The organism is Brevundimonas sp. (assembly GCF_013823285.1).
Lineage (GTDB): Bacteria > Pseudomonadota > Alphaproteobacteria > Caulobacterales > Caulobacteraceae > Brevundimonas.
This window is the reverse complement of sequence record NZ_PNLV01000050.1, coordinates 1-18,961: the sequence shown is the minus strand read 5'-3', so window position 1 is coordinate 18,961 and position 18,961 is coordinate 1. Positions and strand designations below refer to the sequence as shown.

Annotated in this window: 20 protein-coding genes and 1 tRNA gene; 3 read left to right on the top strand and 18 right to left on the bottom strand. The window is 69.5% G+C overall.

All coding sequences use genetic code 11. From position 1 onward, the window contains the following. The 6 genes from bioB to C0461_RS08760 all read right to left on the bottom strand — a co-directional run. The coding region (gene bioB / locus C0461_RS08785; protein WP_292105853.1) for a biotin synthase BioB at nucleotides 1-687 on the bottom strand (687 nt) is incomplete at its 3' end. 62 nt (nucleotides 688-749) lie between these two features. Continuing rightward, nucleotides 750-2,231: a globin-coupled sensor protein gene (locus tag C0461_RS08780; protein ID WP_292105851.1), complete on the bottom strand. Its 1,482-nt coding sequence runs from the start codon at nucleotides 2,229-2,231 to the stop codon at nucleotides 750-752. Between the two features lie 173 nt (nucleotides 2,232-2,404). Next, nucleotides 2,405-3,772 carry an amidohydrolase family protein gene (locus C0461_RS08775; RefSeq protein ID WP_292105848.1) on the bottom strand — a complete coding sequence of 456 codons (1,368 nt, stop codon included), beginning with the start codon at nucleotides 3,770-3,772 and terminating at the stop codon, nucleotides 2,405-2,407. Beyond that, nucleotides 3,769-5,250, bottom strand: a complete 1,482-nt coding sequence (locus C0461_RS08770) for an amidohydrolase (protein WP_292105846.1) — start codon at nucleotides 5,248-5,250, stop codon at nucleotides 3,769-3,771. Before C0461_RS08770 ends, C0461_RS08775 begins: the two co-directional genes overlap by 4 nt. 88 nt (nucleotides 5,251-5,338) lie before the next feature. Next, on the bottom strand, nucleotides 5,339-5,620 hold the full coding sequence (locus tag C0461_RS08765; RefSeq protein ID WP_292105845.1) for a DUF167 family protein: 282 nt from the start codon (nucleotides 5,618-5,620) through the stop codon (nucleotides 5,339-5,341). Next, nucleotides 5,620-5,928: a YggT family protein gene (locus tag C0461_RS08760; protein ID WP_292105842.1), complete on the bottom strand. Its 309-nt coding sequence runs from the start codon at nucleotides 5,926-5,928 to the stop codon at nucleotides 5,620-5,622. The genes C0461_RS08765 and C0461_RS08760 overlap by 1 nt, the downstream gene beginning before the upstream one ends. Nucleotides 5,929-6,086: 158 nt before the next feature. Between C0461_RS08760 and C0461_RS08755 the strand changes: the two genes are divergently transcribed. Next, nucleotides 6,087-6,162 (top strand) — tRNA-Ala (locus C0461_RS08755). Nucleotides 6,163-6,211: 49 nt separating this feature from the next. Here C0461_RS08755 and C0461_RS08750 read toward each other — a convergent pair. The 5 genes from C0461_RS08750 to C0461_RS08730 all read right to left on the bottom strand — a co-directional run bounded on the left by C0461_RS08750 (nucleotide 6,212) and on the right by C0461_RS08730 (nucleotide 9,806). Next, nucleotides 6,212-6,490 carry an HPr family phosphocarrier protein gene (locus C0461_RS08750; protein ID WP_292105839.1) on the bottom strand — a complete coding sequence of 93 codons (279 nt, stop codon included), beginning with the start codon at nucleotides 6,488-6,490 and terminating at the stop codon, nucleotides 6,212-6,214. Beyond that, nucleotides 6,487-6,891, bottom strand: coding sequence for a PTS sugar transporter subunit IIA (locus C0461_RS08745; RefSeq protein WP_292105838.1), 405 nt, complete (start codon nucleotides 6,889-6,891; stop codon nucleotides 6,487-6,489). The genes C0461_RS08750 and C0461_RS08745 overlap by 4 nt, the downstream gene beginning before the upstream one ends. Nucleotides 6,892-7,026: 135 nt before the next feature. Further along, nucleotides 7,027-7,476, bottom strand: coding sequence for a serine kinase (locus tag C0461_RS08740; protein ID WP_292105836.1), 450 nt, complete (start codon nucleotides 7,474-7,476; stop codon nucleotides 7,027-7,029). After that, nucleotides 7,469-9,133 (bottom strand): ATP-binding protein, encoded by a 1,665-nt coding sequence (locus C0461_RS08735; RefSeq protein ID WP_292105835.1) that lies wholly within the window; start codon nucleotides 9,131-9,133, stop codon nucleotides 7,469-7,471. The genes C0461_RS08740 and C0461_RS08735 overlap by 8 nt, the downstream gene beginning before the upstream one ends. Next, nucleotides 9,102-9,806 (bottom strand): response regulator transcription factor, encoded by a 705-nt coding sequence (locus tag C0461_RS08730; protein WP_021696437.1) that lies wholly within the window; start codon nucleotides 9,804-9,806, stop codon nucleotides 9,102-9,104. Before C0461_RS08730 ends, C0461_RS08735 begins: the two co-directional genes overlap by 32 nt. A gap of 189 nt (nucleotides 9,807-9,995) precedes the next feature. Between C0461_RS08730 and C0461_RS08725 the strand changes: the two genes are divergently transcribed. Continuing rightward, nucleotides 9,996-11,717, top strand: a complete 1,722-nt coding sequence (locus C0461_RS08725) for a hypothetical protein (protein WP_292105833.1) — start codon at nucleotides 9,996-9,998, stop codon at nucleotides 11,715-11,717. Nucleotides 11,718-11,771: 54 nt separating this feature from the next. On the opposite strand, the gene C0461_RS08720 is transcribed toward C0461_RS08725, so the two are convergent. Then, on the bottom strand, nucleotides 11,772-12,125 hold the full coding sequence (locus C0461_RS08720) for a zf-TFIIB domain-containing protein (protein ID WP_292105831.1): 354 nt from the start codon (nucleotides 12,123-12,125) through the stop codon (nucleotides 11,772-11,774). Between the two features lie 277 nt (nucleotides 12,126-12,402). On the opposite strand from C0461_RS08720, the gene C0461_RS08715 reads away from it, so the two are divergent. Further along, nucleotides 12,403-13,344 carry a hypothetical protein gene (locus C0461_RS08715; protein ID WP_292105829.1) on the top strand — a complete coding sequence of 314 codons (942 nt, stop codon included), beginning with the start codon at nucleotides 12,403-12,405 and terminating at the stop codon, nucleotides 13,342-13,344. Here the strand turns inward: C0461_RS08715 and C0461_RS08710 are convergent. The 6 genes from C0461_RS08710 to C0461_RS08685 form a co-directional block, all read right to left on the bottom strand. Next, on the bottom strand, nucleotides 13,283-13,798 hold the full coding sequence (locus C0461_RS08710; protein WP_292105827.1) for a GNAT family N-acetyltransferase: 516 nt from the start codon (nucleotides 13,796-13,798) through the stop codon (nucleotides 13,283-13,285). The genes C0461_RS08715 and C0461_RS08710 overlap by 62 nt on opposite strands. Nucleotides 13,799-13,835: 37 nt before the next feature. After that, on the bottom strand, nucleotides 13,836-15,023 hold the full coding sequence (locus tag C0461_RS08705; RefSeq protein ID WP_292105824.1) for an NAD(P)/FAD-dependent oxidoreductase: 1,188 nt from the start codon (nucleotides 15,021-15,023) through the stop codon (nucleotides 13,836-13,838). A 24-nt stretch (nucleotides 15,024-15,047) separates the two neighbouring features. Then, on the bottom strand, nucleotides 15,048-15,251 hold the full coding sequence (locus C0461_RS08700) for a hypothetical protein (protein ID WP_292105823.1): 204 nt from the start codon (nucleotides 15,249-15,251) through the stop codon (nucleotides 15,048-15,050). A 57-nt stretch (nucleotides 15,252-15,308) separates the two neighbouring features. Continuing rightward, nucleotides 15,309-16,469, bottom strand: coding sequence for an osmoprotectant NAGGN system M42 family peptidase (locus C0461_RS08695; RefSeq protein ID WP_292105856.1), 1,161 nt, complete (start codon nucleotides 16,467-16,469; stop codon nucleotides 15,309-15,311). A 28-nt stretch (nucleotides 16,470-16,497) separates the two neighbouring features. Continuing rightward, on the bottom strand, nucleotides 16,498-18,276 hold the full coding sequence (gene ngg, locus C0461_RS08690) for an N-acetylglutaminylglutamine synthetase (protein ID WP_292105822.1): 1,779 nt from the start codon (nucleotides 18,274-18,276) through the stop codon (nucleotides 16,498-16,500). Then, nucleotides 18,266-18,961 (bottom strand): asparagine synthase-related protein (locus C0461_RS08685; protein WP_292105819.1); only part of this gene is annotated, 696 nt, incomplete at its 5' end. The genes ngg and C0461_RS08685, both read right to left, overlap by 11 nt.

Here is an 18,961-nt window from a genome sequence, read left to right as displayed (position 1 = left end):
CAGGCTGTCGGGGTGTTCGGGCAGGGTGGCCAGGGCGTGCAGCAGGCTCGCCCGGTCGCGGCGGCTTTCGCCCATGCCGACGATGCCGCCGCAGCAGGTGGCCATGCCGGCGTTCCGCACATGCTCCAGCGTATCCAGGCGCTCCTGATAGGTCCGCGTGGTGACCACCTCGGCGTAATATTCGGGGCCGGTGTCCAGGTTGTGGTTGTAGTAGTCGAGCCCGGCGTCCTTGAGCTCTCTGGCCTGATCCGCCGTCAGCATGCCGAGGGTGGCGCAGGTCTCCAGACCCAGGGCCTTCACCCCGCCGATCATGGCCGCCAGCTTGGGCAGGTCGCGGTCCTTCAGCTCGCGCCAGGCCGCGCCCATGCAGAAGCGGTCCGCGCCGCCGGCCTTCGCCGCCATGGCCTCGGCGATCACCACCTGCGGATCCATCAGCTTTTCGGCCTTGAGGCCGGTCCTGAAGTGGGCCGACTGGCTGCAGTAGCCGCAGTTCTCGGCGCAGCCGCCGGTCTTGACCGAGAGCAGCTGGGATCGCTGAACAGCGGACGGGTCGAACCAGCGTCGGTGCACGGCGGCGGCGTCGAACACCAGCTCCATGAACGGCCGGGCGAACAGGGCCTCGACCTCGTCCAGCGTCCAGTCGTGGCGCGGGATGGACAGGTCCTGGATGCGGACGGGTGCGTTCATGGCGGGGGCCTCCTCGAACAGGCGGCTTAGCAGCGCCCGCGCCGGGGATGAACCCGCAATCTTCAGCCCGCCAGCCGCAGACTTTCGATCGGGCCTCGCGCCCCGCCCAGGCGGAAACGGCCCATCTGACGGTTCAGGCCGTCGGCCTCGCCCGCCATCTGCCGGGTGGCGGCCGTCGCCTCCTCGGTCATGGCGGCGTTCTGCTGGGTGATAGAGTCCATCTGGGCGAAGGCGGCCTTCACGTCACCCAGATCATCGGCCTGACGGCGCGCCGAGGACGCCATGGCCTCGGCCAGCCCGTCCACGCTGGCCACCTGGGCGTCGATGCGCTCCAGCGCCTGCCCTGTGCGGTCCACAAGCTGCACGCCCGCGACCACCTGTTCGCCGGAGCGCCGGATCAGGTCGCGGATTTCACCGGAAGCCTCGGCGGACCGCTGGGCCAGGGCCCGGACTTCGGAGGCCACCACCGCGAAGCCACGGCCCGCATCGCCCGCCCGCGCCGCCTCGACCCTGGCGTTCAGGGCCAGGAGGTTGGTCTGGAAGGCGATCTCGTCGATCAGGCTGACGAAGCCCGCGACGTTCTCCGAGGATGCGCGAATGGCTTCCATGGCCGTGCGGGCCTGAACCACCACCGCGACCCCCTCCTCCACCTCGCGGCGGGTGGAGGCCGCGGCGTCCGCCGCCTGGGCGGCGTCGGCGGCGGTCTGGGCGACGGCTTTGGCGATCCCGTCGGCCGTGGCCACGGTGCGTTCCAGATGCGCGGCCTGCTGTTCGGTGCGGAGCGACAGATCATCCGAGGCGCTGGCCAGTTGGGCCGAGGCGGACGAGAGCGCGGCGGCGCTTTCCACGACCCCGGACATGGCGGCTTCAAGCGCGCCGACGGCGGTATGGAAGTCGTCCCGGAGCGAGCTGTACTCGTCCGGGAAGGGCTGTTCGATGGAGACGGACAGGTCTCCGGCCGCCAGGGCCTTCAGGGCGGACCCGAGGGCCGTCACCACGCGCGCCTGACGGGCCTCGGCCTCATGCTGCTCGGCGGCGACCCGATCCCGCTCGGCCTGGAGCGCCTCCAGATAGATGGAGATGGCCAGATCCATGTCCAGCAGGACCCGCTGGGTGAGTTCGGCCACGGCCTCCGCAGTCCGGGCCTCATGGGCGGCGCCGGCGAGCTTCTTGCGGGGGCGCGCGGCGACGGCCTTGACCAGTTCGGCCAGGATCACGCTGTAGCCGCCGATGTACCAGCGCGGCTCCAGCCCGATGCGGGCGTGGACCTGACCGATGGTGCGGACCGAGGCCGCATAGTCCGCGTCGGGCCGCCCTCGAATCAGGGCGTCCCAGTGTCTGGCCTGGGCGGCCTGGGCGGCTTGCATGTGGCCGGGACTCGAGAAAAAGCGCCGGACCTCCGGCGTCTGCTCGATCTGACCATAGAAGCGGGCGAGGGCTTCGGGCAGGACCTCGCGCAGAACAGGCTCCATGGCCCGATAGGCCGCAGAAGGTTCAGCCAGGCGCATAAAGGCCATGCGTTGCGAAAGATTATCGGCGGACACTGTAAGTCTCTAAAAATATGAGCGGATTCGAACCCGCCGTGAGAATGCGATACCCTTGCTCCCGAAGTGGTTTTGCAGGGATTAACGGCGGTTGCGACGTTTCGCCCGGGCGCCGGGCGTGAAAAAGGGCGGCTCCGGAGAACCGCCCTTTCCAATCCTCGCGGGCGCCTGCCTCAGCGCGGACTATAGGCGTGCGGCATGCGCCGGTCGCGGTTCGGGTGGTAGCGGTCGCGCAGCTCCAGATTGCGGGCCTGGAGGGGCTGTTCGACCCCGGCGATGAACACCGCCTCGGGCTGGTTCAGGGGTTCAAGCGGGTCCCCGGACCAGACCACCACGTCCGCGGCCTGCCCCACGGCCAGGGCGCCGAAGCCCTCCTGACCGAAGATGCGCGCCGGATTGACGGTGATGGCGGCGATGGCGGCTTCGAAGGGCAGGCCGTTGGCCACGGCGTTGCCGGCGTTGTAGCGGGCGTCCCGGGCCCGGTGGGCGGACCCGCCGGGCTTGATGGCGATGGTCACCCCCGCCGCGTGCAGTCGGGCGGCGTTCTCCTGCCGCGCGGCTCGCACCTGGAAGTTGGAGGGGAGGTTGGCCAGCGGGTTGAGCAGCACCGGCACGTTCGCCGCCGCGATCCGGTCCGCCACCAGCCAGCCCTCCTCGGCGCCGTCCAGGATCAGGCGGATGTTCTCCTCCTGCGCCAGACGCAGGACCTGCAGGATGTCGGCGGCGCGGTGGGCGCTGACCACCAGCGGCATGCGGCCCTCGGCCACGGGGATCAGGGCCTCCAGATCGGCGCGGGACAGGGACAGGTCCCGCAGGCCGGCGCGCTCATAGGCCTGCCGGTTGCGGGCGTAGAGGCGGACCTCGGCCAGGGTCTCCCGGAACAGGGTGAACTCGGCCCCGCGCGCGCCGCCGGCGATGCCGGCCCCGGCCTCGCCGAAGGGCGCGACCATCGCCACATTGGCGCGCACCAGGATGTCGGTCCCGCGCGCCAGATGCACCACCGCCGCCTGGCCCGCGAACAGCCCCGGGGTGTGATAGCCGCCGTGCCCGGCGCCGGCTGCGTCGTGCTCATGCACATGGCCGCCGGACGAGCCCGGATGCTGGGGCATGACCACCGCGCGGGTGACGCCGCCGAGGCGCGCCACCGGAATGGTGATGGACCAGGGGTCGAGGCCCCGCGACACGTCGAAGGCGGCGCTGAGGCTGTTGCTGGACTGGCGCAGGTCATTTGTGCCGGAGACCGAGGAGACCTCCCCGCTGCCGATGCCGGAGTCCACCGCCACGATGCCGGGGGTGACCACCCGGCCCGCGGCGTCGATGACGCGGGCGCCGGCGGGCACCGCGGCGTCGGGGCCGACGGCGCTGATGCGGCCGTTGCGGATCACCACCGTGCCGGAGGCGATCTCGCCCGTGCCGGTCAGGATGCGGCCATTGGTGATGGCGACTGTGTCCTGGGCGATGGCGGGCGCGGCGGCGAGGGCCAGGGCGCAGACCGCCAGGGCGCTGAAGAAGCGAGTTTTAAGGAAAGAACGGGGGATCATTGGGCGCCTCCCAAGGTGTTGGGCTGGCCGGGCTGACCCAGCTCGAAGTCCGTGCGCGGCTGATAGGCCGGATCGGTCCGGTCGTAGGTCAGGGCGCCGTCGATGAAGACCTGCTGGGCCCGGGCGTAGACGCTGAACGGGTTCACGTCCCAGATCACCACATCGGCGCGCTTGCCGGGCTCCAGCGAGCCGGTCTCGTCCTCCACGCCGATGGCGCGGGCGGCGTTGATGGTGATCCAGCGCAGGGCGTCCTCCTCGCTGAGCTCCAGCCCGGCGCGGCGGCCGGCGGACAGGGCGGCGGCGGCCTCCTGATTGAGGCGCTGGATCAGGGTGTCGTCGTCCGAGTGGATGACGGCGCAGCTGTTGGCCGGGGCGTCCACGAAGGCGACGTTCTCCTCGATGGCGTCCAGGGCCTCCATCTTGAAGCCCCACCAGCCCGTCCACATGGCCGCGCAGACCTCGTTCTCGGCCAGCATGTCGGCGACCTTGTAGGCCTCGGTGGCGTGGTGGAAGGCGCGGATGGAGAAGCCGAACTCCCCGGCGATGTCCAGCATCACCGCCATCTCGTCGGCGCGGTAGCAGTGGTTCTGGACCAGGATGTCGCCGGACAGGACGCCCGCGACCGTTTCGAGCCGCAGGTCGCGGTTGGGCGGTTCGCCCGTGCCGCTTTCACGCCAGTTGTTCCAGCGCCGGGCGTAGTTCTGGGCCTCGATGAAGCCGGAGCGGTAGCCCGCCACATTGCCCATGCCGGTGGCCGGGCTCTGGTTGCGCGAGCCGTAGACCCGCGACGGGTTCTCGCCGCAGGCCATCTTGAGGCCGTAGGGAGCGCCGGGGAACTTCATGCCCTGCATGGTCACCGAGGGCACATTGCGCAGGGTCACCGAGCGGCCGCCAAACAGATTGGCCGAGCCGGGCAGGACCTGGAGCGTGGTCACGCCGCCGGCGCGGGCGGTGTTGAAGCCGGGATCATGGGGCCAGACCGAATGCTCCGACCAGACATAGCTGGTGTTGGGGTTGGTGGCCTCGTTGCCGTCGGACATGCCCATCACGCCCGGCGAGGGATAGACGCCCAGGTGGGTGTGCACATCGATCAGGCCCGGGGTGACGAAGCGGCCGCGCGCGTCGATCACCTGATGGCCCTGGGGCACGGGGGTGTTCGGGCCGCCGACCGCCGCCACGCGGCCGTCGGTCATGATGACCACCCCGTTCTCGATGCGCTCGCCGGCGGCGGTGAAGACGGTGGCGCCCACGATGGCGGCGTCACGGCGCGGCAGGGGCTGATAGGTGGAGGGGAACGGATCGGGATTGGCGGCTGCGTCCAGGCCGCGCGGCAGGTCGGCGCGCTCCCGGGCGGGGGCCGACGCCGTCTCGGCCCCATTGCCGGTCGCCCCGGTTGTGGCGCAGGCGGTGAGGGCCAGGGCGGCCAGCGCACAGCCCGCGAGCGCGAGGCCGCGGCCCCGCATGCGATGAGAAATCATGGATATTTCAGCCCCTTGCGTTTCCCGATCTGGAAGCGTGGGGCATCAAAGCGCGTCAGGGCGGACAGGAAAAGCCCCAATCGCCGCCTCAGCCGTCCAAATCCAGCCGCGCGCGGATGTCGGCTTCGGAAAGCCCTGCGATCTCAAGCGTCTTGATGCGGGCCGCGGCGCCCCGCGCGAGGATCACATCGGATCTGGGAATCTTCAGCGCACGGGCCATCAGGGCGAGGAGGCCGGCGTTGGCCTGGCCGTCCGCGGGCGCGGCGCGCACCCGCGCCCTGAGCACGGGGCGTCCATCGGCGTCGGTCTCCCAGCCGTCGATGCGGTCAGCGCCGCCGCGCGGGGTGAGCCGCACGGTCAGCCGCGTCATCAGAAGGGCAGGACGTCGTACAGCAGCCTGCAGAAGGGCGGCAGCAGGTAGAGCTGCGCCCCGCGCAGGACCAGCAGCACGATGATCGGCGTCACGTCGATGCCGCCCAGGGGCGGGATCACCCGGCGCAGGGGGGCCAGCAGCGGTCCGGTCACCTGGTCCAGAAAGCTCGCGATCTGGGCCACGAACCGGTTGCGGTAGTTGATCACGTCGAAGGCGAACAGCCAGCTCATGATGGCGCTGATGATGATCGCCCAGAACAGCAGAGTCAGCAGCGCGCCGACGATGAAACAGATGAAACCGGCCATGCCGCGCCCAAATCTCCCAAGGGGTTGTCGAGGCGCTTCTAGCGGTCTTCGCCGCCCGCGCCAAACCCTTCCGCCGATCCGCGTCCGGACGCGCGGGATTCTATTGACACCGCAGGGCCGCCCCGCCTATGTCGCGCCCTCGCCTGGAACCCCGGCACGGGGCCGTAGCTCAGTTGGTAGAGCGCGTCGTTCGCAATGACGAGGTCAGGGGTTCGACTCCCCTCGGCTCCACCAGGCGTCTTTCCTGATCAGATGACCAAGGGCCGCCGGCGCGAGATCCGCCCTACTGCTCTTCCTCGAAGCGGCAGCCGACCAGGTCGCTGAGGGCGGCGACGGCTTCGGCGGCGTCGGGGCCTTCGGCGGCGATCTCGATGGGGCAGCCCTGGCCCGCGCCCAGCATCAGCAGGCCCATGATGGAGCGGGCGTCCACGGTGACCCCCTCGCGGGTCACCTTGACCTCCGACTGGAAGCCGGAGGCCAGCTTGACGAATTTGGCCGAGGCGCGGGCGTGCAGGCCGCGCGCGTTGCAGATGTCCACCGTGACGCTGGCCGTCTCGCTCATTTCTCGCCCGCCAGAACCCATGAGGCCACGGCGATGTATTTGCGGCCCGCATCCTGGGCGTGGGCCACGCAGGCCTCAAGGCTTTCGCGCTGACGGACGCTGGCCAGCTTGATGAGCATGGGCAGGTTGAGCCCGGCGATGACCTCGGCCTTCGTCTGCTCCATCACCGAAATGGCCAGGTTGGAGGGGGTGCCGCCGAACATGTCGGTCAGCAGGATGACGCCCTCGCCCTCGTCCACCGCTGCGGCGGCGTCGACGATGTCCTGACGGCGGCGCTCCATGTCGTCCTCGGGGCCGATGCAGATGGCGGCCGTGGCCCGCTGGGGGCCCACCACATGCTCCATGGCGGAGAGGAATTCCGTCGCCAGCCCCCCGTGGGTGACGATCACCAGTCCGATCATGCGAACCCGCCCGAAACGGATGAAGAGATGGCTGACGTGGCCATGCAACGCCTCACGAAACTTCGCGCCCCCGTCGGACCGTCCGGCCCCGTGTCGACCGGCCGCGCCCCGAGCGGGTCTGCGGCCAGACCGGCTTCAATAGGGCAAAGGAGGGCCGGCTCCAAGGGTCCTCAACGCCACGGCGAGCCGCACCGGCGCAGAGGCGTGCAGGGCCTGCAGGTCGATCATCGGCACACGCACGTCCGCCACGTTGCGGAACGCCGGTTCGGGCAGACGTTCGGGCGTCTGCTCCACACATCGGGCGATCAGATCCACGCGGCTGAAGGGCAAGGCGGGAATCGGGGTGATCCCCAGACTCCGGATCTCCATGCGGCCGGCGATGCGGTCCGGCGCCCGGGCGTAGAGGCGGCCCCGGGAGGACCAGACATGAACGTAGTCGTCCGCCGCCGCGCGCCAGCCCCCCCCGATGAGGCGCAGCAGAAGGTCGCTCTTGCCCGAACCGGACGGCCCGGTCAGCAGAACGCCGCTCCAGCCCCGCTCCGGAAGCCTGAGGGCCGCAGCGCAGGCGTGGATCAGCTCAGCCATCGGCGTCCCCGGCGCCGGGCCGGGGCTTGGCCTTCGATACGGGTCTGGCGCGCGGCAGGGCGACCACGAAGCACGCGCCGGTGACGGCGCCGGCCTCGTCCGTGCGGTTCTCGGCGTGAATGGTCCCGCCGTGAGCCTCGATGATCTGTCGGGCGATGGACAGACCCAGTCCCGAATTCCCTCCGAAGGCCGCGCCCTTGGGCCGCGCGGTGTAGAAGCGCTGGAACACCGTCTCCAGATTGTCCGACGGAATGCCGGGGCCGTCGTCCTCCACCCGCACAAGAACGCGGTCGCCCTGCCCCTCCAGGGCGACACGCACGGCGTGATCGGGCGGGCTGAACGAGCGGGCGTTGTCGATCAGGTTGCGGAACACCTGGCCCAGCGGACCCTCGCGGCCCGTGACCTGGGCGGCGCCCCTGAGGGCATCGGTGAAGCGCACCGTGACGTCGCCGGGCCGCTGGGTGGCCACATAGATCGAGGCGATGTCGTCCAGAAGTTTCGACAGATTCACCGGACGCGGGCGGTCCCGCGACAGCTCTGCATCCAGGCGCGAGGCGTTGGAGATGTCGGTGATCAGGCGGTCGAGCCGGCTCACATCCTGTTGCAGCAGGGCGGTCAGACGGGCCTTGTCCCCGGGCGACTTGACCAGCTCCAGCGTCTCGAGCGCCGAGCGGATGGAGGTCAGGGGATTCTTGATCTCGTGGCTGACGTCGGCGGCGAAGCGCTCGATGGCGTCCATGCGGTCCGACAGGGTGGCGGTCATGGTCTCCAGCGACCGGGCCAGATCGCCGATCTCGTCCTTGCGCTCCTCCAGGTCGGGCAGGGAGATGGCCCGCGCCCTCTGCAGGCGCACCTGATCGGCCGCCGCCGACAGGCGCAGGATCGGCCGGGCCACGAACAGGTGGATCAGAAGGGACGTCAGAAGCGACACCGCCAGGGCCACGAAGGCGAAGGGCATCAGGGCGCGGCGCTGGGCGTCCAGGGTTTCGTCCACATCGCCGGCCTCCAGCGTCAGGACGCCAAGGACGTCACGCACATGGCGCACGGGCAGGGACACCGACACCACGCGCTCACCGGTCTCGGCCCGCCGGATGCTGGTCTGGGGGTCGCCGGCCAGGGCCCGCTGCACCTCCTCGTTCAAAGCGTCCCGCGCCCGTTCGATCCGGGCGCTCTCCCTTGCGGGGTCAGGGGGCGCGGGGGGTGCGGCGCCGGCCGGGAGGGCCGGATCCAGCGCCTCGCCCGGGATCTGTTCAGTGACGGCGTAGCTGTCGATCAGCGGCAGGCCGTTCTGGTCGTAAAGCCGCACTCTCTGCCCGCGAGGGATGAAATTGTCCCGCAGCCACTGGGAGGCGGCCAGCCCGTCCAGATAGGGCACGGGCTCCCCCCGGGTGATGCCCAGCTCGCCCAGGACATTGGCCAGCAGTTCGGCCTGGGAGGTCAGGGATTCCAGCCGCGCCTCGATCAGGTTGCGGCGCCACTCGTTCAGCAGCAGGGCGCCGACGAACAGGATCAGCAGGCTGAGCAGGTTCAGCGCCAGGATCAGGGCGCCCAGCCGCGATCCGGCCAGACGCAGCCTCAGGCTTCGCCACCGCGCGGCCCATAGCGAGGCCGCACCCTGCGAACGGTCAGCTTTCTCTGTATCTGTATCCGACGCCATACAGGGTCTCGATTGCGTCGAACTCGGGATCGACCACGCGGAACTTCTTTCGCATCCGCTTGACGTGGCTGTCGATGGTCCGGTCGTCCACATAGACCTGATCGTCGTAGGCGGCGTCCATGAGGTTGTCGCGGCTCTTCACGAAGCCGGGCCGCTGGGCCAGGGCCTGGAGCAGCAGGAACTCGGTGACCGTCAGCTTCACCGGGCGGCCCTCCCAGGTGCATTCATGGCGGGCCGGGTCCATGCTCAGCTTGCCGCGCTTGATGGCGCGGCCCGAAACGTCGCCGCCGGCCTCCGCGTCCTCGGCGTCGGCGCCCACGCGCCGCAGCAGGGCCTTGACCCGCTCGATCAGCAGCCGCTGGCTGAACGGCTTGTGGATGTAGTCGTCCGCGCCGAGGTTGAAGCCGAGGATCTCGTCGATCTCCTCGTCCTTGGACGTCAGGATGATGACCGGCAGGGTCGAGGTCTGGCGCAGGCGGCGCAGCACCTCCATGCCGTCCATGCGGGGCATCTTGACGTCCAGAATGGCCAGGTCGGGCGGGCTGGACTCCAGCGCGTCCAGGCCCGTGGCGCCGTCGTGATAGGCGGTCACCTTGTGGCCGTGGCTTTCCAGCGCCATCGAAACGGACGCGACGATGTTCTCGTCGTCATCGACCAGGGTGATGTTGGCCATGGTGTCTCCTCATGCGTTCCGGAACGCGCCTGCAGGTCACAGATAGTGCGGCGCGTCGAAAGTTGACACCCCTGAACGCACGGCAAGCGTAACCGTTCGTTTCGGGAGACCTGTTTCGCCGCCGCTGTTTCACGCGACCTTAAAGGCTTGGCCGCATGATGGCGAAGAAACGCACTTTCCGAGGCTGGAATGGCCGGACCGGTCCACTACGAAATCTATATCCGCAAGGCGCCCGCGGATTCCTGGAGCCTGCTGCAGGCGACGGAGAACCGCAAACAGGCCGTCGAGACGGCCGAGGACCTGCTCGCGGACAAGCGCGCCGTCGCCGTGCGCGTGACCAAGGAGACCCTGGACCCCGAGTCCATGGAGTTCCAGAGCATCACGGTGCTGACCCTGGGCGCGCCCGAGGTGAAGCGGAAACGCATCGTGCGTCAGGACGACCAGCCGTCCAACTGCATGACTCCGCAGGATCTTTACGCGCCCCATGCGCGCGAGGTGATCGGCCGGGTGCTGGAGGACTGGCTGAAGCGGCGCCAGGCGACGCCGTTCGAATTGCTGCACCGACCCGATCTGACGGAGATTCTGGAGGCCTCCGGAGTGGAGCTTCAGCACGCCGTCCAGAAGGTGGCCGTGCCCGAAAGCCAGGCCACCGGACTGCCGGTGCATGACCTGATCCGCCACTATCAGAAGCTGATCCAGGCCACGACCGAGCGGATCATCGAGGCGGGACGAAAGGGCCTGTTCACCGACCTGAACACACCCGGGACGTCCATCGCCGAACTGGCGTTGAAGCTGGAGGGCCACGCCGACCGCGGTTTCCTGATGGGCGGCGCTGTTTGCGGCGCGCTTAGGGACGTCACGGGCGGCCGGGCGCGCCTTGAGCGGATGATGGATCTGGTGGACGCCGCTCCGGCTGAGGGCGCGCCGCGCGCCATGGTGCTGGTGGCGGTCGAACAGATCCTGTGCGAGCTGTTCGCCGCGCCGCCGCGACGGGCCGAAATTCTGGGGCCCTCCCTGGACCTGGGCGGAAACCTCGCCGCCATCGTGCGCATGGTGGCGCCCAATGAGATGGAGATGCTGATCCGGATGGAGCCGCGTCTGGCCGCCCATGTGCCGCCCGTGGACGGTCCGGCCGAACGCCTTGGCCGTCGTCTGGCGTCCGGGGAGTTCCGCCTGCTGGCCGCGGCCATGGCGCGCGAGGTGATCCGCGAGCTCAAGGGAGCGCGGCGCCTGCGGCCCGGCGACGCCCCGGGCGAGATCGACATCCTGCGGACCTTGGCCATGGCCCTGACGGCGACCACCGGCCGGCTGCTGTCGCTGGACGAGGTGCAGGACGCCTTCGTCCAGCGGTCAAAGGCCCTGGTCACCGCCGATTTCGTTGGCGCCTACGCCGCCAGCTGCAAATCGGCTGTAGACGAGGCCGCGGCGCTGGTGCGGCTCTGCGAGAACGTCACCGGCGCGGCCAACAAGCGCGCCGCCGGCCGCTGGCTGTCGGCCTGCGTCGGCGCCCTGAGATTCGAGACCGAGCAGCGCGGCGGACCGCCGAACCTGGCCGCCCAGCGCCTGGCCGCCCTCGCCGTTCTTCAGAAGGGCGTCCGCGCCGCCGCGCTGGGCGAGAAGGACGAGGCCGAGATCAGCGGCCGCATCGGCGCCGTGGCCGGGCTGGTGGAGGCGGACGCGAAGCTGGTGGCCCAGGTGGCCAAATCGCCCCTGCCGCCGGTGCGGCGCCTGTCCGTGCTGCTGAAGCTGGCGAGCGGCGAGACCGCGCCGTTCGGCCCCGTGGCTGACCGCGCCAGGGCGGAGGCGATCCGCATCTTCAAGACGCCCGACGCGCGGGCCGCCCTGTCGGCCGAACCCGGGGTGCTGGCGCCGCTGCGGCCGCTGATGAAGGCGGCGGGCCTGGCCGCCTAGATCGGCCTGAGGCGTCGGCGGAGTCGCCTGGCGACTCCACCCACCGATCCGGCCCTAGTCGAAGATGTCGAAGATGCTGGGGCGCTTGCGGCGATGTCCCCCGTGGCCGTATTCGCCACGCTCGCCGTGCTCCCCCCTTTCGCCCCGCTCGCCGTATTCACCACGCTCTCCATAACCGTGCGGCGGCTGCGCCGGGCGTGGCGCGGGCCGGGACCAGGGAGCCTGGGCAGACGGCGCTTGGGGGGCGGAGGGCGCAGGGCCGACGTCAACGGCGGCCTGCATCAGCTTTTCCAGTTCGCCCCGGTCCAGCCAGACTCCCCGGCAGGTCGGGCACATGTCGAACTGGACGCCGGAGCGCTCCACGGTCTGCATGGGAGCATTGTCGTTCGGGCACATCAGAAGGGGCATGGGCGGTCTCGCAAGATCATGGGAGGGATCGAACGCAGCCGCCGGGGACGTGGACAGGCCTCGACACCGGGCTGCGCCCGATGCGGTCCGACATCACGTGGTCCCTGAAGACCGCGCCAGAGGGGCCCGTCCCGCAAGCACAGGCATAGACCGGGCAGACGTGGCCCCGCAAGCCGCCGCTTCGGTTGAAGCGGAAAGCCGCATCACATAGATGTAGGGACGTAATCTGCATTCCGGTCCATCGATCACGGCGCTCACCGGCCGTGGAAAGGCGCGCGTGAACGAACTGTTTTCGGACATCAATGAGAACAAGGCTGATTTCGACACGATCTATACACAGCCTGATCCACGGCAGTATTTTACCGTCCTGGGCGGTCTCGACTACATGATTCCCGATCTGGCCGCGCCGGTCATGCGGCAAATCATGGGCGCTCGCTCAGCACTGCGCGGAGACAATCCGACGGTGCTGGACGTGGGTTGCTCCTACGGCGTCAACGCCGCCGTCAACCGGCGGCCGCTGGGCTTTGGGGACCTGCACCGGCGCTACGCCAGGCGCGAGATGATGCCGCTGACGCCCGATCAGCTGCGGGTGCTGGACCGCATGTATCTGGCCGGTTGGCCGGGGATGGACGCGTCGCGCTGGCTGGGTCTGGACATCTCCGCCCCGGCCCTGGACTACGCCCGGGCCGTGGGCCTGATCGATCAGGGGGTCGTCGCCGATCTCGAGTCCGGCGTCCTGACCGACGACCAGCGGGCGGTTGTGGGTCAGGCGGACATGATCCTGTCCACCGGCGCGGTGGGCTATGTCACCGAGACAACCCTGGGCCAGCTGGTGGACGCGGCCGCGGACCGCAAGCCGTGGGTGGTGTCGTTCGTGCTGCGCATGTTTCCCTATGACCGCATCGCCGAGGCCATGGCCGCGCGCGGTCTGGTGACCGAGAAGCTGGCCGGCGCCACCTTCGTTCAGCGCCGGTTCCGCGACACCGGGGAGTTCGAACAGACCCTCGCGGCCCTGACGAACATGGAGCTGGACGTCACCGGTCTGGAGGCCGACGGCCTGTTGCACGCCGAACTGTACGTGTCGCGCCCCGAGGCCGACATCCGCGTCGCGCCGCTGGATGAAGTGGTGACGGTGGCCAGCGGCCGGGGCCGGGGCTTCAGCCCTCGCTATGTGCTGGTGGAGACCGACGAGGGCCCGCAGGTCGGGGTGGAACGCTGAGATCCAGCTTGAACCCTACATGGGAGGCTTCGAACCCCTGCACGCGATAGAAGTCATGGGCCCGATCGCGTTGTTTATCCGACGTCAGCTGCACCAGTCGGCATCCCCGTGCGCGGCATTGCTCGACTGCCCAGGCCAGGAACCGCGCGCCCAAGCCGTCGCCCCGCCGTGACGGCGCGACCCGCACCGCCTCGATCTGACCCCTCCAGGCGCCGCGGCGGGCCAGTCCCGGGATGAAGGTGATCTGCATGCAGCCAAAGATGTCGGGTCCATCCGCAGCGACGGCCAGAAGCTGGTTGGGATCCCGGTCGATGGCCTCGAAGGCCGCGCGGTAGTCCGGCAGGTCCTCGTCGGCAAGCGACTCGCGGTCTCGCCCGAGGTCGTCGTCGGCCAGCAGGGCCAGAATGCCGCCCAGGTCCTCCCGCCCTGCTCGCCTGAATGTCGTGTCCGCCACAGCAGCCTCCTGCACCAAAAATACATGCCTCAGGTCTTCAGCAGACCTGACCCGCGCACCAGCCGGATGACCAGGCCCACTGGAAATTGTAACCGCCCAGCCAGCCGGTGACGTCCACCGCCTCGCCAATGAAGTACAGACCCGGAACCGTCTTCACCGCCATGGTGCGCTGGTCCAGGGCGGCGGTGTCGACGCCGCCCAGGGTCACCTCGGCGGTGCGGTAGCCCTCGGAGCCCACCGGCTTGACCGTCCAGGCGTTGACCGCCTGATCCAGCTGTTTCAGCGCCTTGTCCGGCTGGTCGGCCAGATTGCCGGTGAGGCCTTCGCGCGCCGTTATGCTCTCGGCCAGACGGGCGGGGATGATGCGGCCCAGCGCGGTGTGCACCGCCTGTCGTCCGTTTTCGGCGCGCGCGGCCTTGAGCGTCCCGAACACGTCCGCGCCCGGGGCCATGGCCACGGTGACCTCCTCGCCCTCGCGCCAGTAGGAGCTGATCTGAAGGATAGAGGGGCCGGACAGGCCCCGGTGGGTGAACAGAAGGCCTTCGGCGAAGCGGGTGCGGCCGTGGGCCACCACCGCGTCAACCGATATGCCCGCCAGAGGCTTCAGTTGCTCCAGCAGGCCCGGCTCGAAGGTCAGGGGCACCAGCGCCGGCCGCGTCGGGACCACCCGCACCCCGAACTGCGCCGCCAGATCATAGGCCCAGCCGGTGGCGCCCATCTTCGGGATCGACTTGCCGCCGGTGGCCACCACCAGCGAGGCGGCGCGCACCGTGCCGCCGTCCGACAGGCGGCAGAGGAAGCCGTCGCCGTCCCGCTCCACCGCCTCGACAGCGGTGTTCAGGCGCAGGGTCACGCCCGCCTGACGCATCTCGCCGGTCAGCATTCGGATAATCTGTTTCGCGCTGTCGTCGCAGAACAGCTGGCCGAGGGTCTTCTCGTGCCAGGCGACGCCATGGCGGTTCATCAGGGCGATGAAGTCGTGCTGGCTGTAGCGGCGCAGGGCCGAGGTGGCGAAGCGGGGGTTCTCCGACAGGAAATTGGCCGGACCCGTTCCCAGATTGGTGAAATTGCAGCGTCCCCCGCCGGAGATGCGGATTTTCTCGCCGGGCGCGGACGCGTGATCGACAATCAGCACGCGGCGACCGCGCTTGCCCGCCTCGATGGCGCACATCATGCCCGCGGCGCCCGCGCCGACGATCAGAACCTCGAACTCTTCGGTCTTCATCCGCGCCCTATAGCAGGGCGGGGCCTATTTGCGACGGTCGGCCTCGGCCTCGAACTGGTCGTGGGTCTTCCGGTCATAGCGATCGGGGTGGTCGTACTGTTCGCGGGTCGCAGCCTCGGTGACGGGGTCCACGCGCTTGTTGCGCTTGTGGTTGCGCCACAGCATCACGGCCAGAACGACGCCGAGCGCCAGTGCGCCCAGCGGATAGACAAGTTCCCATGCCAGCATGTCGGTCTCCTCTCAGGGGTGTGAGAGACCAACGGGCGGGGATACACCCCTGTTCCGTCAGCGCGGTTTGGGGCCGTCCCGCTCCGGCGCGGGCTTGTCGGCCGCAGCCTTCTCGTGGGCCTCGCTCTGATCCTGGTGGGTGAAGCCCTCGACCCCGGCCATGGGGCTGGCGTCCCGCTCGATCTCCACCGGACTCATGACATAGGCGGTCAGCAGTTCGGCCAGGGAGCGCAGGGCGTGCACATGGATGCGCTCATAGCCGTGGCTGGCGTCCACGCCGAAGGTGATCAGGGCGGTGCGGATGTCGGCCCCCGCCTCCAGGGCCGAGGCCGAATCCGAGCGGTAGTAGCGGAACACGTCCTTCTGGAAACGGATGTCCTCCTCCCGCGCCAGCTTCACCAGCTTGCGGGTCAGGTGGAAGTCGAAGGGACCGGTCTGGTCGGCCATGGCGATGGTGACGCCGAACTCGTCGGAGTTCTGGCCCGGGGCGGTGGTGCCGTTGTCCACGGTGATCATGGAGGCGACGTCAGGCACCAGCACCGACGAGGCTCCGGAGCCCACCTCCTCGGCGATGGTGAACAGCCAGTAGGTGTCCACCGTTGGCGTCTGGGCGTCCTCCATGACCGCCTTCATGGCCGCCAGCATGGTGGCGACGCCCGCCTTGTCGTCCAGATGGCGCGAGACGATGAAGCCGTTGTCCAGGAATTCCGGCTGGGGGTCGATGGCGATGATGTCGCCCACGTCGATGCCCAGCTTCAGCACGTCGTGGCGGTTCCGCACCCGGGCATCGATGCGCATCTCGACCTGTCGCCAGCTGACGGGCTGTTCGTCCACCTCCTCGTTGAAGGTGTGGCCCGAGGCCTTCAGGGGCAGGATGGTGCCGCGCCAGCCGCCCTTTTCCGAGAAGATCGTGCCGCGCGCGCCCTCGGCGAAGCGCGACGACCAGTGGCCGATGGGGACGACCTCGAGCCGTCCGTTGTCCTTCACCGCCTTCACCTGGGCGCCGAGGGTGTCCACGTGGGCGACCACCGCACGGGCCGGGCGGGGCTCCTGACCGGGAATGCGGGCGCGGATGGCGCCGCGGCGGGTCAACTCGTAGTCCACGCCCAGCCGGCCCAGCTCGCGGCACACCTCCCAGACCACCTCGTCGGTGTAGCCGGTGGGGCTGGCGATCCCCAGCAAACGTTGCAGGCGGCCGATGAGGTATTCGGTGTCGATGGTCAGGCGGGCCAGGGGAAGCCTCCGTTCAGTGGTCTTTCGGGGCCCGGGCGACGCGGGCGGCCGCGGCGGGCATGGACAGGGGAAACAGCAGGTCCACGAAGCGTTCGGCCGTAGGCTGCGGCTCATGATTGGCCAGACCGGGGCGCTCGTTGGCCTCGATGAAGGCATAGTCCGGTTCACGCCAGGATTTCACCATCAGATCGATGCCGGTAACCGAGATATCGATGGCCCGCGCCGCCGCCGTGGCCGCCCGGATCAGGGCGGGGTGAACCTCTTCGGTCACATCGTGAATGGTGCCGCCGGTGTGCAGATTGGCGGCCTTGCGCACCTCCACCTCCAGCCCTTCGGGGGCGGTGTCATCAAGCTGATAGCCGGCCTCGGCCAGACAGCGCTTCGTCTCGCCGTCCAGCGGGATGCGGGATTCCCCGCCGGTGGCGGCGGCGCGGCGGCGGCTCTGGCGCTCGATCAGGGTGCGGAAGGTGGAGCGGCCGTCGCCCACCACCCGGGGCGGGCGGCGGATGGCGGCGGCGACCACCTTGAAGTCGATCACCACCAGCCGCAGGTCCTCGCCCTCCACATGCTGCTCGATCAGGACCTCGGGGCAGATTCTCCGCGCCGCCGCGACGGCCTTCTCGACGGCGTCCATGTCCTTGAGGCCCACGGCCACGCCCTTGCCCTGTTCGCCCCGGGCCGGCTTGACCACCAGGGCGCCCAGTCGCTCCAGCGCCGCCTGGATCGCCTCGGGATCATCGGCCTCGATGCGCTCAGGGACCGTCACCCCCGCCTGCTCGACGATGCGGCGGGTCATGCGCTTGTCGTCACAGATGCTGAGGGCCACCGCCGAGGTCAGTTCGGACAGGCTTTCGCGGCAGCGGATCGAGCGGCCGCCGTGGGTCAGGCGGAACAGGCCGCCCTCAGCGTCGATGATGTCGGTCTGGATGCCGCGCCGACGCGCCTCGTCCACGATGATGCGGGCGTAGGGATTGAGCGCGTCGTCGGCGGCCGGGCCGATGAAAAGGGCTTCGTTGATGGGGTTCTTGCGCTTGATCCCGAAGAAGGACACCCGGCGAAAGCCCAGCTTCTCGTAAAGCGCGATGGCCTGCTCGTTGTCGTGCATGACCGACAGGTCCATGTAGGCCAGCCCCCGCGCCTGGAAATGTTCGGCCAGCCGCCGCACCAGGGCCTCGCCGATGCCCGGCTGGGTCGCCTGGGGGTCCACCGCCAGACACCAAAGGGAGGAGCCGTTCTCCGGATCATTGAAGGCGCGCTGGTGGTTCACCCCGGTCACCGTGCCGATGACCTGGCCGGTCACGCTGTCCTCGGCCACCAGATAGGTGAGTGCGGAGCCCTCGCGCTGGGACCACATGAAGTCGGGGCGGGCCTGCACCATCTTGCGGGACGCATAGATGCAGTTGATAGCTTCGGCGTCGCCTTGGGAGGCCAGACGGCGCACGGCGAAGCCGCGCGGCTGCCGCCGGGCGGCCCGGTACACCGACAGGTCCAGCCGGTAGGTGTGGGACGGGTCCAGGAATACCTCCTGCGGCGCCTGGGCCAGCAGCACGTGCGGATTGCGTACATAGAAGGCGATGTCGCGCCGGTCCGGCCCCTCGGCGCGCAGGGCCTCGATCAGCGGGCCGGCGTCCGGATAGGTCTGGGCGAACAGCAGCCGTCCCCAGCCGCAGTCCAGAATGGCGTTCTCGGTGATGGCCGGTCCGTCCTGACCGCCCACCACCGGCTTCAGGCCTTCGTCGCGAAGGCGCTTGAGGCGGTGCCCCTTGAAGCGTGGCCGGGGGTCAGACGCCATGGTTCTGCAGCCACATTTCCAGCAGGGCGACCTGCCACAGCTCGGAGCCCTGCAGCGGGGTGATGTGGTCGGTGGGCTTGTCGAACAGCTGGTCCAGATAACCCTGCTGGAACAGACCGCGTTCGCGGGCCGCCTGCGAGCCGAGGGCGTCGCGGACCATGTCGAGATAGGGGCCCTGAATGTATTTCAGGGCGGGCACGGGGAAGTAGCCCTTCTTGCGGTCGATGACCTCGTGGGGGACCACCAGACGCGCGGCCTCCTTCAGCACGCCCTTGCCGTTCTGGCTCAGCTTGTGCTCGGGCGGGATACGGCCGGCCAGTTCCACCAGTTCGTGATCCAGAAACGGCACCCGCGCCTCCAGGCCGAAGGCCATGGTCATGTTGTCCACGCGCTTGACCGGATCGTCCACCAGCATGACCTGGCTGTCCAGCCGCAGGGCCTGATCCACCGGGGTCTCGGCGCCGGCGCGGGCGAAATGTTCCGCCACCAGGGCGCGGCTGACGTCCGTGTCCGCCATCCACTCCGGGTTCAGGTGGGTCTTCAGGGTCTCGTGGCTGCGGTCGAAGAAGGCTTTGGCGTAGGTCTCGACCGGATCGCTCGCGCCCTGCATGGGCGGGTACCAGTGATAGCCGCCGAACACCTCGTCGGCGCCCTGGCCGGACTGCACCACCTTGATGTGTTTCGA

Bases quoted from the DNA above. Each gene is read 5' to 3' on its own strand.
- C0461_RS08775 (WP_292105848.1), bottom strand. From the start codon at position 3,772: ATGATCCCCCGTTCTTTCCTTAAAACTCGCTTCTTCAGCGCCCTGGCG.
- C0461_RS08770 (WP_292105846.1), bottom strand. From the start codon at position 5,250: ATGATTTCTCATCGCATGCGGGGCCGCGGCCTCGCGCTCGCGGGCTGT.
- C0461_RS08765 (WP_292105845.1), bottom strand. From the start codon at position 5,620: ATGACGCGGCTGACCGTGCGGCTCACCCCGCGCGGCGGCGCTGACCGC.
- C0461_RS08760 (WP_292105842.1), bottom strand. From the start codon at position 5,928: ATGGCCGGTTTCATCTGTTTCATCGTCGGCGCGCTGCTGACTCTGCTG.
- C0461_RS08750 (WP_292105839.1), bottom strand. From the start codon at position 6,490: ATGAGCGAGACGGCCAGCGTCACGGTGGACATCTGCAACGCGCGCGGC.
- C0461_RS08745 (WP_292105838.1), bottom strand. From the start codon at position 6,891: ATGATCGGACTGGTGATCGTCACCCACGGGGGGCTGGCGACGGAATTC.
- C0461_RS08740 (WP_292105836.1), bottom strand. From the start codon at position 7,476: ATGGCTGAGCTGATCCACGCCTGCGCTGCGGCCCTCAGGCTTCCGGAG.
- C0461_RS08735 (WP_292105835.1), bottom strand. From the start codon at position 9,133: ATGGCGTCGGATACAGATACAGAGAAAGCTGACCGTTCGCAGGGTGCG.
- C0461_RS08730 (WP_021696437.1), bottom strand. From the start codon at position 9,806: ATGGCCAACATCACCCTGGTCGATGACGACGAGAACATCGTCGCGTCC.
- C0461_RS08725 (WP_292105833.1), top strand. From the start codon at position 9,996: ATGGCCGGACCGGTCCACTACGAAATCTATATCCGCAAGGCGCCCGCG.
- C0461_RS08720 (WP_292105831.1), bottom strand. From the start codon at position 12,125: ATGCCCCTTCTGATGTGCCCGAACGACAATGCTCCCATGCAGACCGTG.
- C0461_RS08705 (WP_292105824.1), bottom strand. From the start codon at position 15,023: ATGAAGACCGAAGAGTTCGAGGTTCTGATCGTCGGCGCGGGCGCCGCG.
- C0461_RS08700 (WP_292105823.1), bottom strand. From the start codon at position 15,251: ATGCTGGCATGGGAACTTGTCTATCCGCTGGGCGCACTGGCGCTCGGC.
- ngg (WP_292105822.1), bottom strand. From the start codon at position 18,276: ATGGCGTCTGACCCCCGGCCACGCTTCAAGGGGCACCGCCTCAAGCGC.